This is a genomic window from Staphylococcus sp. HMSC068C09, from assembly GCF_001813735.1.
In the GTDB taxonomy this organism is placed as follows: Bacteria; Bacillota; Bacilli; order Staphylococcales; family Staphylococcaceae; genus Staphylococcus; species Staphylococcus hominis.
Genome location: NZ_KV813756.1, coordinates 179,138 through 201,739 on the forward strand (window position 1 = coordinate 179,138; position 22,602 = coordinate 201,739).

Consider the following 22,602-nt stretch of genomic DNA (forward strand, 5'->3'; position numbering starts at 1 on the left):
GGTAAAGACTTTAAAGGTATTTATCCTTCAAGCGCAAACTATACTACTGATTTACATTCATTAGGTCAGTACGTTCAAGAAGGACGCCGTTTCTTATTTGAAACTGTTGTAAAAGTAAATCAACCTAAACATGATATTACAATTGAAAAAGATGATGACGATTTAGATGGCTTAAATTATTTAGCTGGAAAAACAATCGATGAAGTTAATACAAAAGCATTTGAAGGTACGTTATTAGCTCATACTGATGGTGGCGTTCCTAATATCGTTGTGAATATCCCACGTTTAGATGAAGAAACATTCGGTTATGTTGTTTACTTCTTTGAATTAGCTTGTGCGATGAGTGGCTATCAATTAGGTGTTAATCCATTTAACCAACCTGGTGTAGAAGCTTATAAACAAAATATGTTTGCTTTACTTGGTAAACCAGGTTATGAAGATAAGAAAAAAGAATTAGAAGAACGTTTATAATATCAACATAAATTTAAATAAAATGATAGTTTAAAGCCTAGGACATGATGAGCTGTCTTAGGCATTTTTTATATATTGGCAGTCAATGACTCAATTGAATATATACTTATATCAATCTTTTTCAACATACTAGACTTTCATAAAAAGAAGTTTTTGTTTAACGTAAGATGGGGTCAAGAGAAGGAAACTGAATTCGTTTTGAATTCAGTCTCACTCTCTTTTAAATGATTAATATGACTAATGTTAAATCTGTTATCTAGTACTTGTGACTGATTTCTTATTGAATTAATAGTTTTTTTAAGAAAAGAGTGTAAAATAATTTTATACTCAATAGAGAATGATGAAATTTCAAGAAAGGATTTGATGATATAGTGTTTCATCAAATTGAACATTGGTTTAATGTGTTACAACAATTAGGATACTTTGCAGGTTTTATTATTCTCTATTTAAGAGCTATGATTCCTGTTTTTCCTTTAACTCTATATGTCATCTTAAATGTTCATGCTTATGGTTTTATTACAGGAACCATTATTAGTTGGTTAGGGATCGTCGCTGGGACATTTACTGTATTTTATTTTTTTAGGAAATTCGTTGATTCATCTTTTATGCAAAGAGTTAAAGCAAAAAAAGGTGTGAAAAAACTTACACATTTTATAGATAAACAAGGACTTGTTCCTATTTTTATATTAATGTGTTTTCCATTTACACCTAATACAGTAGTAAACTTTGTAGCTAGTTTTTCTCATATTAAAATGAAGAATTATTTTATTATTTTATTATTTTCAAAGTTTATTTCCATCTCATTTTTAGCAGTGATGGGTAGAGAAGTGACTACATTTTTAACCCATCCTATAAGAGCAATTATTTTAATTATTGTTACTATAGTCATATGGTTTATTGGAAAAAGAGTTGAAAAACATTTTATGGGAACACATGAGGAGTGACATTTTGCGTCGAATTATAAGTACGAGTATCTCCATTATTTTAGCAATTATTTTTGTGATATTTATCCAAAATTTTTTACTAAGAAGTGCAATTGTTCATACTAATGAGATGGCCCCCACTCTAAATAAAAATGATTATATAATGATTAATAAATTGAAAGTGACATTTAATTTATTAAATGAAGGCGATATTATTATGTATCGCCATCATGATCAAATTCATTTTAGCCGTATTATTGGGAAAGCAGGCGAATCGGTAGAAATAAGGCATGGTAAATTATATAAAGATGATAGACAAGTGAATAAATATTATGCTAAAAATAGAGATATTAATGATTTCGCATTACGAGATTTAGAAAATACTGATGGGGATATTATTCCACCTGACTCATTTTTAGTGTTGAATGATAATAGTAATACATTAACTGATTCGAGAAAATATGGATTAATTAAAAAAAGTGATGTTATAGGAAATGTATGTCTAAGGTATTATCCTTTTAGATCATTCAACTATGAGTTTAATAAATAGATGAGGTGTTATATTTGAAAAAAGAAATAACAGAATGGATTGTTGCGATAGCTGTAGGCTTATTGCTCGTATGGCTTGTAGTCACTTTTGTTGCCAAATCCTATACAATAAAAGGCGACTCTATGGATCCAACATTAAAAGATGGACAACATGTAATGGTTAACATTTTAGGTTATAAGGTAGGAAACATAAAAAAAGGAAATGTTATTGTTTTCCATGCTAATAAATCTGATGACTATGTTAAAAGAGTGATAGGCGTACCAGGAGATAGTGTGACATATAAAAAAGATCAGCTATATGTTAATGGAAAAAAAGTAAATGAGCCTTACTTAGACTATAATGAAAAACATAAACAAGGAGAGTACATTACAGGATCTTTTGAAACTAAGGATCTTCTTAATGCTCATCCTAAGTCTAACGTTATTCCTAAAAATAAATACTTAGTATTAGGAGATAATCGTGAAGTTAGTAAAGATAGTAGAGCGTTTGGATTAATAGATAAACAACAAATCGTCGGTAAAGTATCATTTAGATTTTGGCCACTAAATGATTTTAAATTTAATTTTAATCCAGATAAGTAGGATATCAATTTAAAAATGAAAGTAGAATGTCAATTCAGGTGAATTCACATTCTACTTTTATTTTATCTACTTTACTTTTTAAGAACGTATGTTCCGTGGTAAAATGAGTTTAAAGGAGTGTGTAGATAATGGAATTAAATACATATCTTGGAAGAGCTGGTACCGGTAAATCGTATCATATGATTAAAAATATTAAACAACAAATGAAAGAAAATCCTCTTGGAGATCCTATCATTTTGATTGCACCTACCCAAAGTACGTTTCAATTGGAGCAATCTTTCGTAAATGATCGAGAGTTAAACGGGAGTTTAAGAACGGAAGTTTTACATTTTGAACGTTTGAGCTATAGAATCTTTCAAGAACTCGGAGGATTAACTGAAACACGTTTAACTAAAGCAGCTATTGAAATGATGATATTCAATATCGTTCAACAACACAAATCAGAAATGAAATTATATCAATCTCAAGCAGATTATTATGGTTTTAGTGAAAAATTAAGTGAACAAATCCAAGATTTTAAGAAATATTCTGTAACACCTCATCAACTTGATTCATTTTTAGAAGATAATGAATTACAAACAAGAACCCGACATAAACTAGAAGATATTTCGCTTATTTATCATTATTTTGAAGAACGATTAAATGGAGAATTTATTACCGCTGAAGACAGTCTTAATTATTTTATTGAAATAATGCACAAATCTGAGTGGATTAAGCATGCTGATATTTATATAGATGGATTTTATAACTTTTCAACACTTGAATATCAAATTATTAAAGCATTAGTACAAAATGCTAAACAAGTTACTATATTATTAACTACAGATGGTAATGAAGATCACTTTAGTATGTTTAGAAAACCTTCTGACGTACTTATTCACTTAAAAGAAATTGCAAATGAATTACATATACCTTTAAATGAACATTATTTTACAACACCATATCGTTTCAAAAATAAAGATTTATTACAATTAGAACAACAATTTGACGCACTTCAAGTTAATCCAACTCAATCACATGGTTATATTGATTTACTTGAGTCATCGAATATGAGAGAAGAAGTTAATGAAATAGCACGACGTATTATTAAAGATACACGTGATAAACACTTTAGATATCAAGATATTGCAATTTTATATAGAGATGAAACATATGCCTATCTATTTGAATCTATTTTGCCACAATACGATATTCCTTATAATATTGATACTAAAAAATCGATGACACATCATCCTATAATGGAAATGATACGTTCTTTATTAGAAGTTATCCAAAGTAATATGGGGCTTAGTCCAATGATGAGACTATTTAAAACCAATATTTTATCTCATCAATTTAAAAATAGTAGTTACTTAATTGATCTATTAGAAAACTTTGTCATTGAACGAGGTATTTACGGTAAAAAATGGTTAGATGATAAATTGTTTAATATCGATAATTTTACAAAAATGGGACGTAAAGCGCATCAATTAACTGAAGAAGAAAAAGAAGCATTTGAAGACGTCGTACGCTTAAAGGATGATGTTGTAAATAAAATACTTCGTTTTGAACAAGCCATGCTTCACTCTAAAAATGTTAGAGATTATGCAACTGCATTTTATGAAACAATGGAAGCTTTTGATTTACCTAAATATTTAATGGCTCACCGTGATGAACTAGATTTAAAAGGGGACCATGAGAAAGCAGAAGAAATTGACCAATTATGGAATGGATTAATACAAATACTAGATGATTTAGTCACAGTATTTGAAGAAGAAGAAATGAGTATAAATCGATTCTTAGAAGTATTTGACATTGGACTTGAACAACTCGAATTTGTAATGATTCCTCAAACATTGGATCAAGTGAGCATAGGGACTATGGATTTAGCAAAAGTTGATAATAAAAAACACGTTTATATGGTTGGGATGAATGATGGAGTGATGCCACAGCCCATGTCATCTTCAAGCTTAATCACTGATGAAGAAAAACGTTTGTTAGAGGAACAGGGAAGTGTTGAATTAAGTCCAACCTCTGATATCTTACAAATGGATGAAGCATTTGTATGCTATATTGCTATGACACGTGCATGTGAACAAATGACTTTTTCATATAGTCTTATGGGGATGCAAGGAGATGAAAAAGAGAAAAGTCCATTTTTAAATCAGATTCAAGCATTGTTCAGTAATTTGGATATCCAAAATATTCATTATCTGCATCATGCTTATCCTCTTACATTAATGGAACATCCACATCAAACTAAAATTCATTTATTTGAAGCATTGAAATCGTGGTTGGAAGAAGAAGCGGTAGCAGATACGTGGCTTGATGCTTATAAAGTTATAAGTGAAAATGAAGAATTAAATGACAGTATAAACTATTTATCAACAGCATTAACATATGATAATGAAACCATTCAACTCACACCACAATTGTCAGAAGCATTATATGGAACGTCTATTAATGCTAGTGTTTCACGATTTGAAGGTTATAATGATTGCCCGTTCCAACATTATACTACTTACGGTCTTCGTTTAAATGAACGTACCAAATATCAACTTGAAAGTTTTGATTTAGGTAATATTTTTCATAATGCTTTAAAATATATTTCGGATAAAGTAAACGGAGAATTTAGTCAACTGGATAATCAGAAAATCCATGCACTTACAGAAGAAGCTCTACAACATGTTTTACCACAAGTGCAATTTAATTTAATGGATTCCAATGCATATTATCGTTATGTATCTAAACGTATAGGTGTCATTGTTGAAAGTACTTTAAAGGCACTTCGTTATCAAAATGAGAATACAAAATTTAGACCAAAACGTTTTGAAACTGCTTTTAGAAAGAAACCAAGAACTGAAGAAGAGTTGATTGCACATCCCTTAATGACGACACAAGGGGTTCCGATTCATATTCGTGGACAAATTGATCGTATCGATACTTATACAAAAAATAATACAAGTTTTGTAAATATTATTGATTATAAATCATCTAATCATAGCGCCAATTTAAATTTGAAAAAAGTTTATTATGGTAAACAGATGCAAATGATGACGTATATGGATATCGTATTACAAAATTCAGAGCGACTTGGTTTAAGTTCAGAGGTTAAACCAGGTGGATTGTTATATTTCCACATTCATGATGAACGTTTGAAATTTGAAAAATGGGGCGATTTAACTGAAGAGGCATTAAATAAGAAAAATATTCATCAAGCTATTCTAAAAGAATATAAATTAAAAGGATTAATCAATAGTGATGCTGAAGTTATCGATGCTATGGATATAAGACTTAACGAGATATCTAAATCAGATATTGTACCCGTGACATTAAAAAAAGATGGAGGTATTAGTGCACGGGGAAGCCAAGTTGCTGATGAAACAACGATTCATAAATTTATTCAACACAATAAAAATAATTTTATTGAGACTGCTTCAAATATTATGGATGGTCATACAGAAGTAGCTCCACTTAAATTTGAAGACAAATTACCATGTGAATTTTGTAGTTTCCAGTCAGTATGTCACGTAGATAGCCTTATTGATAGTAAACATTATCGCCATGTAGATGAATCGATTAATCCAATTCAAGCAATTCAAGAGGTCGAATTAGAAAGCGGTGAGGACAATGAATAATATTCCGATAAAACCTAAAGACGCACAATGGACGGATGCACAATGGAACAGTATATATGCAAAAGGACAAGATATACTAGTTGCAGCAGCTGCTGGCTCAGGAAAAACAGCTGTTCTAGTTGAACGTATTATTCAAAAAATCTTAAGAGATGAAGTAGATGTTGATAAATTACTTGTAGTAACATTTACGAACTTAAGTGCTAGAGAGATGAAACATCGTGTAGAACAACGTATTCAACAAGCTTCATTAGAGGATCCTAAGAATGAACACTTAAAAAGTCAACGTATAAAAATACATCAAGCTCAAATTTCTACACTGCATAGTTTTTGTTTAAAGGTGATTCAACAACATTATGATGTTATCCAACTAGACCCTAATTTTAGAACGATTAGTGAAGTAGAAAACGTACTTTTATTGGAGCAATCAATTGATGAAGTACTAGAACATCATTATGAAAATCCTGATATTGAATTTTTGACTTTAGTCGAACAACTATCAAATGATAGAAATGACGATGGATTTAGAGAAATGTTAAAGCGATTTTATTATTTTAGTATAGCTAATCCTTCACCATTTAAATGGTTAGATTCATTAGTTGATCCTTACGAGAATGATGAGAAGCAACAAGACTACCTTAAAGAATTAAAAATACTTGCAGAAATATATATGAAAGCAGCATTTGACTCACTTCTTGAAGCAGAAAATCTTTTATCCTATTGTAATGCTGTTGAAAAACATTTAGAAGTTGTCCAAAGAGAGAAAATGATATGTCAAAGCATATTAGAAGATGGTGTTTTGAATAGAGATGCACTTCTTAATCATACACCTGAAAAATTTCCACAAATGTCATCAAAAATAAAAAAAGAAAATGAAGATTTAGAGACACTTGAAGATATTAAATCTTTCTATAAAGAATATAATGAAACCATTCAAGATGTAAAAAATAAATATTTAATGCGGTCAGTAGATGAACTTAAAGACGATATGAAACAGTTAGCGCCTCGGATAAAATATTTAGTTCAAATCATTAAAGATATCATTAATGATTTTGCTAAGAAAAAACGTAGTAGAAATGTACTAGACTTTGCAGATTATGAACATTTTGCCTTACAAATATTAACAGATGAAAACGGGATGCCTTCTACTATCGCTAAAGATTATCGTCATCAATTTGAAGAAATACTTATTGATGAATATCAAGATACCAATCAGGTACAAGAGGCAATTATATCTACTATCAAACGTGGTGATGAATTAGATGGCAACTTATTTATGGTGGGAGACGTAAAGCAATCTATTTATAAGTTTAGACAAGCGGATCCTACATTGTTTATGAGTAAATATCATCGATTCACTAAAGAAGGGCAACAAACGGGACTTCGAATTGACTTATCTAATAACTTCCGCTCAAGAAAGGAAGTACTTTCAACGACTAATTATCTTTTTGATCATATGATGGATGAAGCGGTTGGAGAAATTAATTATGATGTCGATGCGCGTTTATATTTCGGCGCTCATTATTATCCAGAAAAACCAATGCCACTCGAATTACATGCGCTGATTAAATCTGAAAATGAGGACACAGACTTAGATAGACAGGAACAAGAAGCATATTATGTAGTTGAACAAGTAAAGCATATCCTTGATAATAAACTCGTTTACGATGCGAAAAACAATGCCTATCGTAAAGCAACTTATAAAGATATTGTTATTTTAGAACGTGGAATGAGTAATGCTAGACGTTTGCAAAAAGTATTTAAAGATAATAATATTCCGTTCCATGTTAATAGTAAGGAAGGTTATTTTGAACAAACGGAAGTACGACTAGTACTATCGTTTCTTAGAACGATTGATAACCCATTGCAAGATATTTATCTAGTTGGGTTAATGCGCTCTGTTATTTATCAATTTACTGAAGATGAACTTGCTGAAATTCGAGTAGTCAGTTCAAATGATGATTACTTTTATCAATCAATTTTACACTATATAAAATATGATCAAGCTAACACACAATTAGTTGATAAATTACGTCGTTTTATTGAAGATATACATTTATATCAAGATTATGGGCAAACACATCCTGTGTATCAGTTAATTGATAAGTTCTATAATGATCATTATGTCATTCAATATTTTAGCGGACTGATTGGTGGTAAAGGCAGACGTGCTAATCTTTTTGGATTGTTTAATAAAGCAATAGAATTTGAAAACTCTACGTTTAGAGGACTTTATCAATTTATAAGATTTATCGATGAATTGATAGAGCGTAAAAAAGATTTTGGTGAAGAAAATGTGATAGGACCTAATGATAATGTAGTTCGAATGATGACAATTCATAGTAGTAAAGGTTTAGAGTTTCCATATGTTATTTATTCTGGTCTTTCTAAGAATTTTAATAAAGAAGATATTCGGAAACCTTTAGTATTAAATCAAAAATATGGTTTAGGAATGGAGTACTATGATTTAACAGATAATATTTCTTATCCATCACTTTCATCTGTAGTTGTTAAATCGTTAACAGAAAAAGAATTGATTTCTGAAGAGATGCGTTTAATGTATGTGGCATTAACTCGTGCAAAAGAACAGCTCATTCTAATTGGAACGGTAGATAAAGAAGAAAAGTTAAGAAAGTATGAACGTTTGCCTATTTCAAATCAACTCATTGCACTTCATAAAAGATTATCAGTAGAACGACCTTTTAATCTGGTATATAGTATTTTAGCGAAACACTTATCTCAATCTATCACATCCGATTATCAATTTGAGACATCTATCAATCAATTAGATGACAGTTTGAAACCATATGTAGATTTGAAAATCATTCATTTTGATGAATTATCTTTAATAAGTGATTCAAATGAGACATTACATCGAACTATCAATGATATTGAAGAAGAGGCTCCGAATAATAAAGAAAACGAACAACAAATGATTCATCAATTAACGTTTAAGTATCCATTTATAAAAAATACTCAAAAGCCATCAAAACAATCTGTATCTGAATTAAAACGTCAATTAGAAACTAAAGAAGATGGAACAAGTTACGATAGAGTAAGACAATATCGCATTGGTGCTTATACTTATGAACGTCCTAAATTCTTAAGACAAGAAAGAAAACGTAAAGCTAATGAAATTGGTACATTGATGCATACCGTTATGCAGCATCTTCCATTTAGAGAACAACGATTAACTGAAATAGAGTTAGATGACTATATTCATATGTTAATTGATCAACACATTATTGAAGAAGACGCTAAAAAAGATATCCAATTTGAAAGAATTATGGAATTTATTCGTAGTGACTTATATATGAAAATTGCACAAGCTGATGAAGTATACAGAGAGCTACCATTTGTAGTTAATCAAGCACGTGTAGATGAAATACCAGATTTAGATGAAGATGTCTCCATTATCCAAGGTATGATTGATTTGATTTTTATTAAAGATAATCAATATTATTTTGTAGATTACAAAACAGATGCTTTTAATCGAAGAAGAGGGCTGACGGATCAAGAGATTGGAATACAATTACGTGATAAGTATAAAATTCAAATGAAATATTACAAAAACACCTTAGAAACAATACTAAATAAAAGAGTGAACGGCTATTTATATTTCTTCCAATTCGGTGAGATGAGCATTGAAGATGCTTTATAATATCAATCTTATTTTATTTTAGAAAAGATGCGTCAAATTTCTAAAATTTCAGACATATATATTTGTTATTTATTAATAATTAAAGTTATAATATGAAATAAGATATAGATGAGGAGTTGATAATGAATGAAATTTTTATCATTCAAATACAATAACGCTGAATCATATGGCGTTAAAGTAAAGCGTGAAGACGCTGTATGGGATTTAAAACAAATTTTTGCTGAATTTGGTGAAGGAGACTTCCATCCACAAACGCTACTTGAAGGTTTACAACAAAACCAAACACTTGATTTCCAAGAACAAGTACGTAAAGCAATAGTAGCTGTTGAAAATAGTGGAAAAGCAGATCAGTATAAATTCTCATTTAATGATATTGAATTTTTACCTCCTGTAACACCACCGAATAATGTTATTGCTTTTGGTCGTAACTATAAAGATCATGCCTCTGAGTTAAATCATGAAGTGCAACGTTTATATGTGTTCACTAAAGCAGCTTCTTCTTTAACTGGTGATAACGCAACAATTCCAAATCATAAAGATATTACAGATCAGTTAGATTACGAAGGTGAATTAGGAATTGTGATCGGTAAATATGGCGAAAAGATTCCTAAAGGCTTAGCATTAGATTATGTCTATGGCTATACTATCATTAATGATATTACAGACCGCACTGCTCAAAATGCACAAGATCAAGCATTCTTATCTAAAAGTTTAACAGGTGGTTGCCCAATGGGACCATATATTGTTACTAAAGATGAATTACCTACTCCAGAAAATGTTAATATTGTCACTAAAGTGAATAATGAAATTCGCCAAGATGGAAACACTAGTCAAATGATTAATAAAATTGATGACTTAATTCAAGAAATTTCTAAATATGTTGCTTTACATCCTGGTGATATCATTGCAACCGGTACTCCAGCGGGTGTAGGAGCTGGATTACAACCACCAAAATTCTTACAACCAGGTGATGAAGTTAAAGTAACTATTGATAACATTGGTACTTTGACAACTTATATTGCCAAATAATAATGCTAGTTATGTTTAAAAGGAGAGAAGCTAAGGCTTCTCTCCTTTTTAAATTTTAATACTTAAAAAGTGGAAATATGTTATGATAATTAAAAGAAAGTGATTATAAATATTGGAGGTAATCAAGTCTTGTTACATATGCATATTGTGAGTTGGGTTTTAACCATTGTGTTATATATTATTGCATTTTTACACATTTCAAAATCACAGGGGCCAACACCAACTTTTAAATCATTACATATGGGGCTTAGAGTCTTTATGCTCCTTACAATATTCTCAGGATTTTGGGAATTAATTGAAGAGTTTATGGCAGCGAGTCATGGTGAAGGTGGCAACCACATGCTTCTTACTTTAAAAATGTTATGTGGCTTAGGTGTTGTTGCTTTAATGGAAGTATCATTAGCTAAAAGAAAAAAACATGCACCTAGTCATGGCTTATTTTGGGCAACAATTATTTTAATTATTATTACTATGGCTCTTGGAATTATCTTACCATGGGGTCCATTATCTAAAATGTTCGGTTTAAGTTAAGTAAAAAGAATCGTTTGAGTGTCTACTCAAACGATTCTTTTTATATATTGCGTGCTTTGTAACCAATCATATTGATTAAATCTTTAGGATGACTATAAGGAGGCGCATAGGCAACTTCAAATTCAGCCAATTCATCTACTGTAAGTTGATTCATCATAGCCATTGATAAAATATCAATACGTTTATCGGCGCCTTGTTTTCCAACTGCTGCGGCGCGTATTAATTGTCTATTGTCTTTATTAAAATAGACACGTAAGTGTAGGGGTGTATTACCTGGGTAATATCCTGCGTGTGCACCAGACTTAATTTCAACCATCTCATAATTAAATAGACTTAATTCTTCAGGTTTTATTCCTACGCTCGCAAAAGTGTAGTCAAAAAATTTTACAATATTTGAACCAAGAAAACCTTTAAATGTAATATGTTTATTACCTGAGAGTTGTTCTGCTATAATACTTGCTGCACGATGAGCACCCCAAGCTAAAGGTACTTGAGCATTCATATTTACATGGCGATAATGTGAGGTGATGACATCACCTAGAGCATAAATATCAGGTATATTTGTTTTAAAGCAATCATCAACAGGAATAAAACCTTGTTTATCTATATGAATATTTGATGAACGTAAAAATGATGAATTAGGATGAGTTCCTATACCTTCAATAATGATATCGAAATCTTCATGTATACCAGATTTAAAATAAACAGTATGCGCTTGAATTGATTCAATTTCTTCATTTAATCTATATGAAATGTTTCTTTGATCAATTTCGCTAAAAATGGCTGCATTCATATCTTGGTCCATTAATTTATTGACTTTATCTGAACGATGAATCCATGTCACATCAAGACCACGTTGATAAAGGTTTTCTAATACTTCTAATGAAATGTAACCAGCACCGACAACTAATGCTCGCTTAGCTTTATGACGAGAAATATATTGATCGATTTGGTCCATATCTTCTGCATTTCTTAGAGTGAAAGTAAAATTATTAGTAAATCCAAGAGTATTCGCACTAGCGCCAGGACTTAAGATTAATTTGTCATAAGTTTCGTCGAATGTTTCGCCTGTTTGATGATTTAATACACGTACGACATGTTGTTGATCGTTTACTTCAATTACTTCATGATGTGTTTTAACTACAATATTTTTCTTCTCTTTAAAAATGTCTGGTGTAATAGGCAATATTTGATGACGATCAGAAACGAGATGTCCAATATAGTAAGGTAAACCACAATTAGCAAAACTCATATCTCGATCTTTTTCAAAAATGATAATGTCGCTTTCTTTATCTAAGCGACGAATTTGACTTGCACATGTTGCGCCTCCAGCAACAGCACCAACTATAATAATTTTAGCCATACATATCCTCCATAACTAAGAAGTAAACAAGTAAGATACAATTATAATTTTTAGAATCTTACTTTAAGTACTCTCATTTTTATTATTGATAAGGTATTTCTAGTTTGAAAAATTCATTTAGGTAACGCCCAATTCCATCTTCGTTATTGGAATAAGTGATATGATTAGCGATATGTTTTAAATCATCTAAACCATTGTCCATAGCAATTCCGTATTGAGCATATTTAATCATTTCTAAATCATTATCTTCATCTCCAAATGCAATAATATTAGAAGAATCTATATTTAAATATGATTTAACATAGTCAATGCCACGAGCTTTACTAATACCTCGTTTTACGATTTCAATAACAGGAAAAGGTGCACCCCAACGACGATGTTCAATATTTTCAGCATAAAAACGAGTTAACATTTGTTTAATACGTGTGATATTCACTTCTTCAGCTTCCACTAATATGGAAGTTGGAGATTCATCAAGTTTTTCTAATAAATTGCCTGTTTGGATTTTAGGATTGCCCATTGAAAAACCTTCAAATAATCGAGGATCATGGTCATTGATAAAGACACTGTCTCTCACTTCAGCAATAATGTTTGTAACATTAGCTTTTTGAAGTGCCTCTATCATACTTCTAGCGATGTCTACATCTAATACCTCATGTTTGGTTTCAAAGTCATCTGCTTTTGGATGATGAACATAGGCACCATTAAAATTAACAATAGGTGTATTCATGTTAAGTTCATGATAATATATTTGGCTTGCACGATAAGGACGTCCAGTTGCAATCATCAAGTAATGACCTTGTTTTTGTAAGGAAGTTAAAACTTTTTTTGTATAATCACTAATTTCTTTATTATCATTTAATAATGTTCCATCTAAATCTAAACAAATTAAATAAGGTTTCATAAATATCTCCTTGCATTACAGTTCATAAATATTAGTTTATTTGTATCATAGCATTTTATTGGCGTTTTGTCGGATATTTGATATATTAGTGTAAAGATAATTATTGAGAGGTGATACTAATGGAAGAAGCATTAAAAGATAGTATCCTTGGCGCTTTGGAAATGGTAATTGACCCTGAATTAGGTATAGACATTGTTAATTTAGGTTTAGTATATAAAGTAAATGTTGATGATGAAGGATTATGTACTGTAGAGATGACACTTACATCTATGGGCTGTCCACTTGGACCACAAATCATCGATCAAATTAAGACAGTATTAGCCGAAATTCCAGAGATTCAAGATACAGAAGTTAATATTGTTTGGAATCCGCCATGGAATAAAGATATGATGTCTAGATATGCAAAAATCGCATTAGGCGTTGGATAAATTTAAGTGAGCTCGACAGCATTAATTGTATGAAGCTCTTTATTATGAAGAGCTTCATACAATATTTAATAGAGAGTAGGGGATGAATTTTTCTTCTACTCTCTTTTTTAATATATAAGAATGTGACAATTTTATTTTTAAATGAGTAAAAAAGAAATGACACAATTGTAATATAAATTGAATTTACTTCTAGGTTATACTACAATACATAAGACTTATATCTTAAGAAAAGTATAATTTTCAACAATTAAGAATTAATCAATGAAAATGAATTTATATTTTATTTAATTGTATATCAAATTTTCAGTCAACTTAGTATAAAACACAGAATCATATTATACAGTATATTAAATTCATAGACTATAGAATGACCAATCATACATACAAATTTCTATAATTAACTTTATTGTTATTCTGATTTTAGTGCTTTTATATCTAATGAATTTATTGAAAATTTATTATTTAATAGGGAAAGAATGTGAACAATGAAACAAAATTTAGAAAAGGGCGTTCATGATAAAATAAAAATGCGCTATATGCCTGGTTTAGATGGTCTAAGAGCAATTGCCGTATTAGGCATCATTATATATCATTTGAATAGAAAGTGGCTAACTGGAGGTTTTATTGGCGTAGATACTTTCTTCGTCATTTCAGGATACTTAATTACAAGTTTACTTTTGAGAGAGTATGAAGAAAAAGGAATTATTAATCTTAAACAATTTTGGATTAGACGCATAAAACGTCTACTGCCAGCGGTGATAGCTTTATTAATAACAGTAGGTATTGCGACCTTATTATTTGAACCTCAACAAATTATTAGAGTTAAACATGATATTATTGCGGCGTTATTTTATGTTTCAAATTGGTGGTATATCGCTAAAGATGTTAACTATTTTGAACAATTTTCATTCATGCCTCTTAAACATTTATGGTCTCTTGCTATCGAAGAACAATTTTATTTATTTTTCCCATTCGTTTTAGTGATATTATTACTTACGATTAAAAAATATCGTAATGTGACACTTATATTTTGGATAGTATCATTGGCCTCTTTATTAGAAATGGTCATTATATCACAACCAAATGTGGGATATTCACGTGTTTATTTTGGTACAGATACTCGTTTACAAACATTATTATTAGGCGTCATATTAGCATTTGTTTGGCCACCATTTAAATTAAAAGCTAATCCACCACAACGATTACGTCGTGCAATAGATGGTATTGGTATAGGTAGCCTACTTATCTTAATTATTTTATTCTTTACAGTTAATGACGATAGTGATTGGATATACAATGGTGGGTTTTATTTGATATCTTTAGTGACATTATTTGTTATTGCAAGTGTCGTTCACCCATCTACAATGATTGCTAAATTTTTAGGACATCCTTTGTTAGTGTATATCGGAAAACGTTCATATAGTTTATACTTATGGCATTTCGCCGTCATTAGTTTTCTACATATACATTTTGTTGATGGTCAGTTACCAATATATGTATATATCTTAGATATACTATTAACTGTGGTGTTTGCGGAATTATCTTATCGTTATATTGAAACACCATTTAGACGTGAAGGATTAAGTGCATTTTCTTTTGACCGATTACGTAAACCTAAATTTATAAGAACAATCGTTACTATCATAGCTGTGATTCCATTGTTATTAATATTTATGGGTGCATTTGATCGATTTGGAAAAGATGAAATTGCAAATAAAGCAAACAGTTTTAATACAAGTACTGCTGATAAATATTTAGTCAAAATGATGCCCGGTGAAAATATTAAGTTAAATGGACAAACAAGTAAGAGTGAGAATAAAGATAAAGTTTACACAAATATCAGCCCATTACTTATTGGCGATTCAGTTATGGTAGATATTGGTGAAGAATTTAAATCTCAAGTTCCTAAAGCAACTATAGATGGTAAAGTAGGTCGTCATTTACAAGAAGCCCTGATAGTTGCAAATAATTATACTAATTATAATAAACCATCAAATCAAGTTGTATTAGAACTTGGTACAAATGGAGATTTTACTCAAGATGAGCTTGATCAACTTATTAGTAAATTTGGTAAAGCTAAAATATATTTAGTTAATACAAGGGTACCGAGAAGCTGGCAAGATAATGTAAATAAACAACTTTCAGACGCAGCTAAGCGACATAAAAATGTTGTTTTAGTAGACTGGTATAAACGTTCTGCCGGTCACACTGAATATTTTGCATCTGATGGTGTGCACTTAGAACATAGTGGGGTACAAGCATTATCGGATGAAATACTAAAAAATATGACTAAAAAATAAATAATTAAAAAGGATTAACTAGTTGAGGATGCTCACAAAGTTAATCCTTTTTTAGCATTTAAGAAAAAATTAAGGTAACAATGTTTAAATAGTAAGGTAATATGATAAGTAATGAATGAAACGTAAATGAATGCTTGATATGATAGGATTTATTGAATTGTTAAAAAGATGAGTAAAAGTGTTGATTAATTAGTAAAGAAGGTCTATAATGTAATTAAGGTCAAAGAAAGTCAAAGTCAAATGAAGAAGTATTTGACCATACTCTTATACAAAAAGTAGGGGTGAATACATTTGGATATCAATCAAATGACTTATAAAGTACAAGAAGCTTTGCAAAAAGCAATTGAATTAAGTAAAGAAAATGAATTACAAAATATTGAAATTGAAGCAATACTAAAAGGAACTTTAGAAGAAGACGAAAGCTTGTTTAAAAGTATTTTAGAACGTGCAAATATAGACACTGATCAATTAAATCAAGCGTATAGTGAAAAATTAAAACACTATCCATCAGTACAAGGTGATAATGTTCAATATGGACAATATATTGGCTCAAAAGCAAACGAATTATTAAATAAAGCTGAGTCATATATGAAAGAATATGAAGATGAATATATCTCAATGGAACATATTTTACGTGCTGCTATGGACATTGATGAAACAACACAACAATTTGTAGGAAATAAAGAAGAAGTAGTCAAAGAAATTATTACTAAAGTTAGAGGGGGAAATCATGTGACTTCACAAAATCCAGAAGTAAATTATGAAGCTTTAGAGAAATATGGTAGAGATTTAGTAGAAGAAGTTCGCCAAGGCAAAATGGATCCAGTTATTGGTAGAGATGAAGAAATCCGTAATACCATTCGAATTTTAAGCCGTAAAACTAAAAATAACCCAGTATTAATTGGAGAGCCTGGTGTAGGTAAAACTGCAATTGTAGAAGGATTAGCACAACGTATTGTACGTAAAGATGTGCCGGAATCATTGCTAGATAAAACTATTTTTGAATTAGATTTAAGTGCATTAGTTGCAGGTGCAAAATTTAGAGGCGAATTTGAAGAACGTCTTAAAGCAGTACTTAAAGAAGTGAAAGAATCAGATGGACGTATTATCCTATTTATCGATGAAATTCACATGTTAGTTGGTGCTGGTAAAACAGATGGTGCAATGGATGCTGGTAATATGTTAAAACCAATGTTAGCTCGTGGTGAATTGCATTGTATCGGTGCTACAACATTAAATGAATATAGAGAATATATTGAAAAAGATTCAGCCTTAGAACGTCGATTCCAAAAAGTAGGTGTAAGTGAACCTGACGTAGAAGATACAATTTCAATCTTACGTGGTTTAAAAGAACGCTATGAAGTTTATCATGGTGTGCGTATTCAAGACCGTGCTTTAGTAGCAGCAGCAGAATTATCAGATCGTTATATTACTGATCGATTTTTACCAGATAAAGCAATTGATTTAGTCGACCAAGCTTGTGCAACTATCCGAACAGAAATGGGATCAAATCCAACTGAATTAGACCAAGTTAATCGCCGTGTTATGCAATTAGAAATTGAAGAAAGTGCATTAAAAAATGAATCAGATAATGCAAGTAAACATCGATTAGAAGAATTACAAGAAGAACTTTCAAATGAAAAAGAAAAACAAGCGTCATTACAATCTCGTGTAGAACAAGAAAAAGAAAAAATCGCGAAAGTTCAAGAAAAACGTGCTGAATTAGATCGTAGTCGTCAAGCTTTAGAAGATGCGCAAACAGAAAGTAATTATGAAAAAGCAGCAGAATTACAATATGGTACGATTCCACAATTAGAAAAAGAATTAAAAGAATACGAAGAAGCTTTCCATGATGAACAAGGCGATAATGAACGCATGATTCGCGAAGTTGTTTCTGATGAGGAAATTGGAGATATTGTAAGCCAATGGACAGGTATTCCAGTTTCTAAATTAGTCGAAACAGAAAGAGAAAAATTATTAAACTTAAGTGATATCTTACATGAACGTGTCGTAGGGCAAGATAAAGCGGTTGATCTTGTGTCAGATGCTGTAGTGAGAGCGCGTGCAGGTATAAAAGATCCTAATCGTCCAATAGGTAGTTTCTTATTCTTAGGTCCAACTGGTGTAGGTAAAACAGAGTTAGCTAAATCACTCGCTTCATCATTATTCGACTCTGAAAAACATATGATTCGTATTGACATGAGTGAATATATGGAAAAACATTCTGTTTCTAGATTAATTGGTGCGCCTCCTGGTTATGTAGGCCATGATGAAGGTGGTCAATTAACTGAAGCGGTAAGACGTAACCCATATTCAGTTATTCTACTCGACGAAGTTGAAAAAGCACATAGTGATGTATTCAACGTGTTACTTCAAATTTTAGATGAAGGGCGTTTAACTGATTCTAAAGGTCGTAGCGTAGATTTCAAAAATACAATTATTATCATGACAAGTAATATTGGTTCACAAATATTATTAGAAAATGTTAAAGATTCTGGTGAAATTACTGAAAGCACTGAAAAAGCAGTTATGGATAGTTTACATGCATTCTTTAAACCAGAAATTTTAAACCGTATGGATGATATTGTATTATTTAAACCATTATCTATAAATGATATGAGTATGATTGTAGATAAAATTTTAACTCAATTAAATATTCGATTAATGGATCAACGTATTTCAATTGAAGTATCAGACGAAGCTAAAAAATGGTTAGGTGAAGAAGCATACGAACCACAATTTGGTGCTAGACCACTTAAACGTTTTGTACAACGTCAAATTGAAACACCACTTGCTCGTATGATGATTAAAGAAAATATGCCAGAAGGTACAAAAGTAAATGTTGATCTTAACGATAGTCAAGAATTAACATTTGATGTACAAAAATCTTCAGCTGAATAGTATATAAAAAGGCATTGGAAAGCAAAGCTTTCCAATGCCTTTTCTTATTATTAAACTTGTTAAGAGCGTTATATTACTCCAAACACGTAATACAATACCATTTAGACGTCTCTATTCCCTTTACGAGCGAAATCATTAGGTTTAATCATAGCACCTAAAATGGCAATAGCAATGGTAATGATGATTGCAATAATAATTGGTTTAATCACATCTAAACTGCCGCCACCATTTAAACTATTAAGTACAAAGTTAACCATTTGTGTTAAGATTAACGCCCAAATAAAAGTTACGAGGTATTTCATATATATGACCTCCAATTTATATATATTATCATTTTAAAGTAAAGTGAATTATTTGTATAGTATTAGTAGAGAATGTATAAAAATTTGTGCCATTTTTTATATGAATTATTGGCTCGTGACTGTTTAACAAAATCGTCTAATAAAGTGTAACTACTTGAGTTAGATTTAAAAAGTATGTTAAATTAATACCTGGTATTAAAAAATGAAGTGAGAAGGTGTACGTTCATGAACGTAGGTATAAAAGGTTTTGGTGCTTATGCACCTGAGAGAGTAGTCGATAACGCCTATTTTGAAGGTTTTTTAGATACGTCTGATGAATGGATTTCAAAAATGACTGGCATTAAAGAAAGACGTTGGTCTCGTGACGACCAAGATACGTCAGATTTAGCATATGAAGCAAGTAAGAAAGCAATTGAAGATGCTGGTATTAAACCGAATGATATAGATATGATTATTGTAGCTACAGCAACTGGAGATATGCCATTTCCATCTGTAGCTAATATACTACAAGAAAAATTAGGTACTGGTAAAGTGCCTACTATGGATCAACTTGCTGCATGCTCAGGTTTCATGTATTCAATGATTACTGCAAAACAATATGTTCAATCTGGAGACTATAAAAATATTTTAGTAGTGGGTGCGGATAAATTATCCAAAATCACTGACTTAACTGATCGTTCAACTGCTGTACTATTTGGAGACGGTGCAGGTGCAGTAGTAATTGGTGAAGTCTCAGAAGGACGAGGTATTATTAGCTATGAAATAGGCTCAGATGGGTCAGGTGGAAAATATTTATATTTAAATAAAGAGACTGGTAAACTAGTAATGAATGGACGCGAAGTTTTTAAATTCGCTGTAAGAATTATGGGCGAAGCGTCTACACGTGTAGTTGAAAAAGCGGGTTTAGAATCTGATGATATTGATATGTTTATACCACATCAAGCAAATATCAGAATTATGGAATCAGCACGTGAAAGATTGGGTATTGAAAGAGAAAAAATGAGTGTTTCAGTTAACCGTTTTGGAAACACGTCAGCTGCTTCGATTCCTTTAAGTATTCAACAAGAGTTAGAAAACGGAAGAATTAAAGATGATGACACTTTAGTACTCGTAGGTTTCGGTGGTGGCCTAACCTGGGGCGCTATGGTAATCAAATGGGGTAAATAGGAGGATTTAATGTATGACTGAAAACAAAAGAGTGGTAATTACTGGTATGGGTGCATTATCACCTATTGGAAACGATGCCCAAACAAATTGGGAAAATGCCTTAAAAGGTGTCAATGGAATTGATACAATTACACGCGTTGATACTGAAGAATATAACGTTCACTTAGCAGGTGAATTAAAAGACTTTAATATTGAAGATCATATTTCGAAAAAAGATGCGCGTCGCATGGATCGTTTTACACAATATGCAGTAGTAGCGGCAAGACAAGCTGTAGAAGATGCTAATTTAACTATCAATGATGATAATGCTAATCGTATCGGTGTTTGGATTGGTTCAGGTATTGGGGGAATGGAAACATTTGAAGTTGCACATACAATACTGAAGAATAAGGGACCAAGAAGAGTTAGTCCTTTCTTTGTTCCAATGCTTATTCCTGACATGGCTACTGGGCAAGTTTCAATTGATTTAGGTGCAAAAGGACCTAATGGTTCAACTGTTACTGCTTGCGCAACAGGTACAAATTCTATCGGTGAAGCATTTAAAATCATTCAAAGAGGTGCTGCTGATGCTATGATTACTGGTGGTACTGAAGCACCTATTACGCATATGGCACTTGCAGGATTCAGTGCAAGTCGTGCATTATCAACAAACGATGATAAAGAAACAGCATGTCGTCCTTTCCAAGAAGGACGTGACGGATTTATCATGGGTGAAGGCGCTGGTATCTTAGTCATTGAATCATTAGAATCAGCACAAGCACGTGGCGCACAAATTTACGCTGAAATTGTAGGATATGGTTCAACTGGAGATGCTTATCACATTACTGCACCAGCACCTGAAGGCGAAGGTGGTTCTCGTGCAATGCAAGCGGCTTTAGATGATGCAGGTATTGAAGCTAAAGATATTCAATACTTAAATGCACATGGTACAAGTACGCCAGTAGGTGACTTGTATGAAATTAAAGCGATTAAAAATACATTTGGAGATGCAGCTAAAAACTTAAAAATTAGCTCAACTAAATCGATGACAGGACATTTATTAGGTGCTACTGGGGGAATTGAAGCAATTTTCTCTGCATTATCTATTCGTGACTCTAAAGTTGCACCGACGGTTCATGCAGATTCACCAGATCCAGAATGTGACTTAGATATTGTTCCAAATGAAGCACAAGATTTAGAAATTGAATATGCAATGAGTAATAGTCTAGGTTTCGGTGGGCATAACGCAGTATTAGTATTTAAAAAGTTTAAAGATTAAAAATTAAGTTAAGAGTAGAAAACCATGCAATAAGATGCATGGTTTTCTTATATTATAGAAAAAGTGAAATGAGAATAGTCAAAATGAAGTAAAATGCACATAGTATTAGAGCAGGTAGTAACCATGTTGAAATGGTATAATGCTCTTTTTTTACTTGTTTTGGATTGAAAAAGTCATCGTTCTCTAAAGTTTTTTTCTTAGAGCGAGAAGCGAGTTGATAACGCATGCGTCTAAAACCAAAACTTGTAGCATCAAATATACCTTCTTGTACAAGGAGAATTAAAAATAACAATATAAATAATACAAGTGATATATAAAATAAGATATTAATAAATGAGACAAACGAATGTTGAGTTACGAACATCCAAAGTAAAAAAGTACATATGAGTGGCAAAAAGAGCCATATAAACCAAGTTTTAATATTGTTCATGTATACCTCCGACTTTTTTATCTATATAGTCTAATTTACTGTAAACTTACTATAAATAAAATCTAAAATTTATATTCTTTTAAATAATATATATAAAAATTACACTTATATTAAGAAAATGTAAAATTATATTGCAATTTTATGAAAATAGTATATATAATATGTATAAATATTTCTGAAAATTTTGAA

Annotated in this window: 16 protein-coding genes and 1 pseudogene; 13 read left to right on the plus strand and 4 right to left on the minus strand. The window is 31.2% G+C overall.

Features of this window, described 5'->3' with window-relative positions; all coding sequences use genetic code 11:
- The 8 genes and pseudogenes from HMPREF2930_RS05665 to HMPREF2930_RS05700 all read left to right on the plus strand — a co-directional run.
- Positions 1 to 471 (plus strand): annotated as a pseudogene (locus tag HMPREF2930_RS05665) (glucose-6-phosphate isomerase); the annotation flags it as partial.
- Between the two features lie 368 nt (positions 472 to 839).
- On the plus strand, positions 840 to 1,415 hold the full coding sequence (locus HMPREF2930_RS05670; protein ID WP_029376805.1) for a TVP38/TMEM64 family protein: 576 nt from the start codon (positions 840 to 842) through the stop codon (positions 1,413 to 1,415).
- Positions 1,416 to 1,419: 4 nt separating this feature from the next.
- On the plus strand, positions 1,420 to 1,944 hold the full coding sequence (gene lepB, locus HMPREF2930_RS05675) for a signal peptidase I (protein ID WP_017175840.1): 525 nt from the start codon (positions 1,420 to 1,422) through the stop codon (positions 1,942 to 1,944).
- A gap of 14 nt (positions 1,945 to 1,958) precedes the next feature.
- Entirely contained in the window at positions 1,959 to 2,525 is a 567-nt protein-coding gene (gene lepB / locus HMPREF2930_RS05680; protein ID WP_017175839.1) for a signal peptidase I, read from the plus strand.
- Positions 2,526 to 2,653: 128 nt separating this feature from the next.
- A complete protein-coding gene (gene addB, locus HMPREF2930_RS05685) occupies positions 2,654 to 6,142 on the plus strand; it encodes a helicase-exonuclease AddAB subunit AddB (protein WP_017175838.1) in 3,489 nt (1,162 codons plus the stop codon).
- On the plus strand, positions 6,135 to 9,800 hold the full coding sequence (gene addA / locus HMPREF2930_RS05690) for a helicase-exonuclease AddAB subunit AddA (protein WP_017175837.1): 3,666 nt from the start codon (positions 6,135 to 6,137) through the stop codon (positions 9,798 to 9,800). The genes addB and addA overlap by 8 nt, the downstream gene beginning before the upstream one ends.
- A gap of 126 nt (positions 9,801 to 9,926) precedes the next feature.
- A complete protein-coding gene (locus HMPREF2930_RS05695) occupies positions 9,927 to 10,829 on the plus strand; it encodes a fumarylacetoacetate hydrolase family protein (RefSeq protein ID WP_017175836.1) in 903 nt (300 codons plus the stop codon).
- A 129-nt stretch (positions 10,830 to 10,958) separates the two neighbouring features.
- Entirely contained in the window at positions 10,959 to 11,360 is a 402-nt protein-coding gene (locus tag HMPREF2930_RS05700; RefSeq protein ID WP_017175835.1) for a YisL family protein, read from the plus strand.
- A 40-nt stretch (positions 11,361 to 11,400) separates the two neighbouring features.
- Here HMPREF2930_RS05700 and HMPREF2930_RS05705 read toward each other — a convergent pair whose 3' ends face one another.
- Together HMPREF2930_RS05705 and HMPREF2930_RS05710 are read right to left on the minus strand one after the other, a co-directional pair.
- The gene (locus HMPREF2930_RS05705; RefSeq protein WP_017175834.1) at positions 11,401 to 12,723 is read right to left on the minus strand and encodes a CoA-disulfide reductase; all 1,323 of its coding nucleotides are present in this window, start codon (positions 12,721 to 12,723) and stop codon (positions 11,401 to 11,403) included.
- Between the two features lie 82 nt (positions 12,724 to 12,805).
- Positions 12,806 to 13,627: a Cof-type HAD-IIB family hydrolase gene (locus HMPREF2930_RS05710; protein WP_017175833.1), complete on the minus strand. Its 822-nt coding sequence runs from the start codon at positions 13,625 to 13,627 to the stop codon at positions 12,806 to 12,808.
- 119 nt (positions 13,628 to 13,746) lie between these two features.
- Here HMPREF2930_RS05710 and HMPREF2930_RS05715 point away from each other — a divergent pair, with 119 nt between their 5' ends.
- The 3 genes from HMPREF2930_RS05715 to clpB all read left to right on the plus strand — a co-directional run bounded on the left by HMPREF2930_RS05715 (position 13,747) and on the right by clpB (position 19,256).
- A complete protein-coding gene (locus HMPREF2930_RS05715) occupies positions 13,747 to 14,055 on the plus strand; it encodes a metal-sulfur cluster assembly factor (protein WP_002448080.1) in 309 nt (102 codons plus the stop codon).
- Positions 14,056 to 14,540: 485 nt separating this feature from the next.
- Entirely contained in the window at positions 14,541 to 16,355 is a 1,815-nt protein-coding gene (locus HMPREF2930_RS05720; protein WP_017175832.1) for an acyltransferase family protein, read from the plus strand.
- A gap of 291 nt (positions 16,356 to 16,646) precedes the next feature.
- Entirely contained in the window at positions 16,647 to 19,256 is a 2,610-nt protein-coding gene (gene clpB / locus HMPREF2930_RS05725; RefSeq protein WP_017175831.1) for an ATP-dependent chaperone ClpB, read from the plus strand.
- Positions 19,257 to 19,357: 101 nt separating this feature from the next.
- On the opposite strand, the gene HMPREF2930_RS05730 is transcribed toward clpB, so the two are convergent.
- Positions 19,358 to 19,558: a DUF2929 family protein gene (locus HMPREF2930_RS05730; RefSeq protein ID WP_017175830.1), complete on the minus strand. Its 201-nt coding sequence runs from the start codon at positions 19,556 to 19,558 to the stop codon at positions 19,358 to 19,360.
- A 225-nt stretch (positions 19,559 to 19,783) separates the two neighbouring features.
- Here HMPREF2930_RS05730 and HMPREF2930_RS05735 point away from each other — a divergent pair, with 225 nt between their 5' ends.
- Positions 19,784 to 20,725: a beta-ketoacyl-ACP synthase III gene (locus HMPREF2930_RS05735; RefSeq protein WP_017175829.1), complete on the plus strand. Its 942-nt coding sequence runs from the start codon at positions 19,784 to 19,786 to the stop codon at positions 20,723 to 20,725.
- Between the two features lie 13 nt (positions 20,726 to 20,738).
- Positions 20,739 to 21,983, plus strand: coding sequence for a beta-ketoacyl-ACP synthase II (gene fabF / locus HMPREF2930_RS05740; protein ID WP_017175828.1), 1,245 nt, complete (start codon positions 20,739 to 20,741; stop codon positions 21,981 to 21,983).
- Positions 21,984 to 22,035: 52 nt separating this feature from the next.
- On the opposite strand, the gene HMPREF2930_RS05745 is transcribed toward fabF, so the two are convergent.
- A complete protein-coding gene (locus tag HMPREF2930_RS05745) occupies positions 22,036 to 22,413 on the minus strand; it encodes a DUF3899 domain-containing protein (RefSeq protein ID WP_017175827.1) in 378 nt (125 codons plus the stop codon).
- Between the last annotated feature and the right edge of the window lie 189 nt (positions 22,414 to 22,602).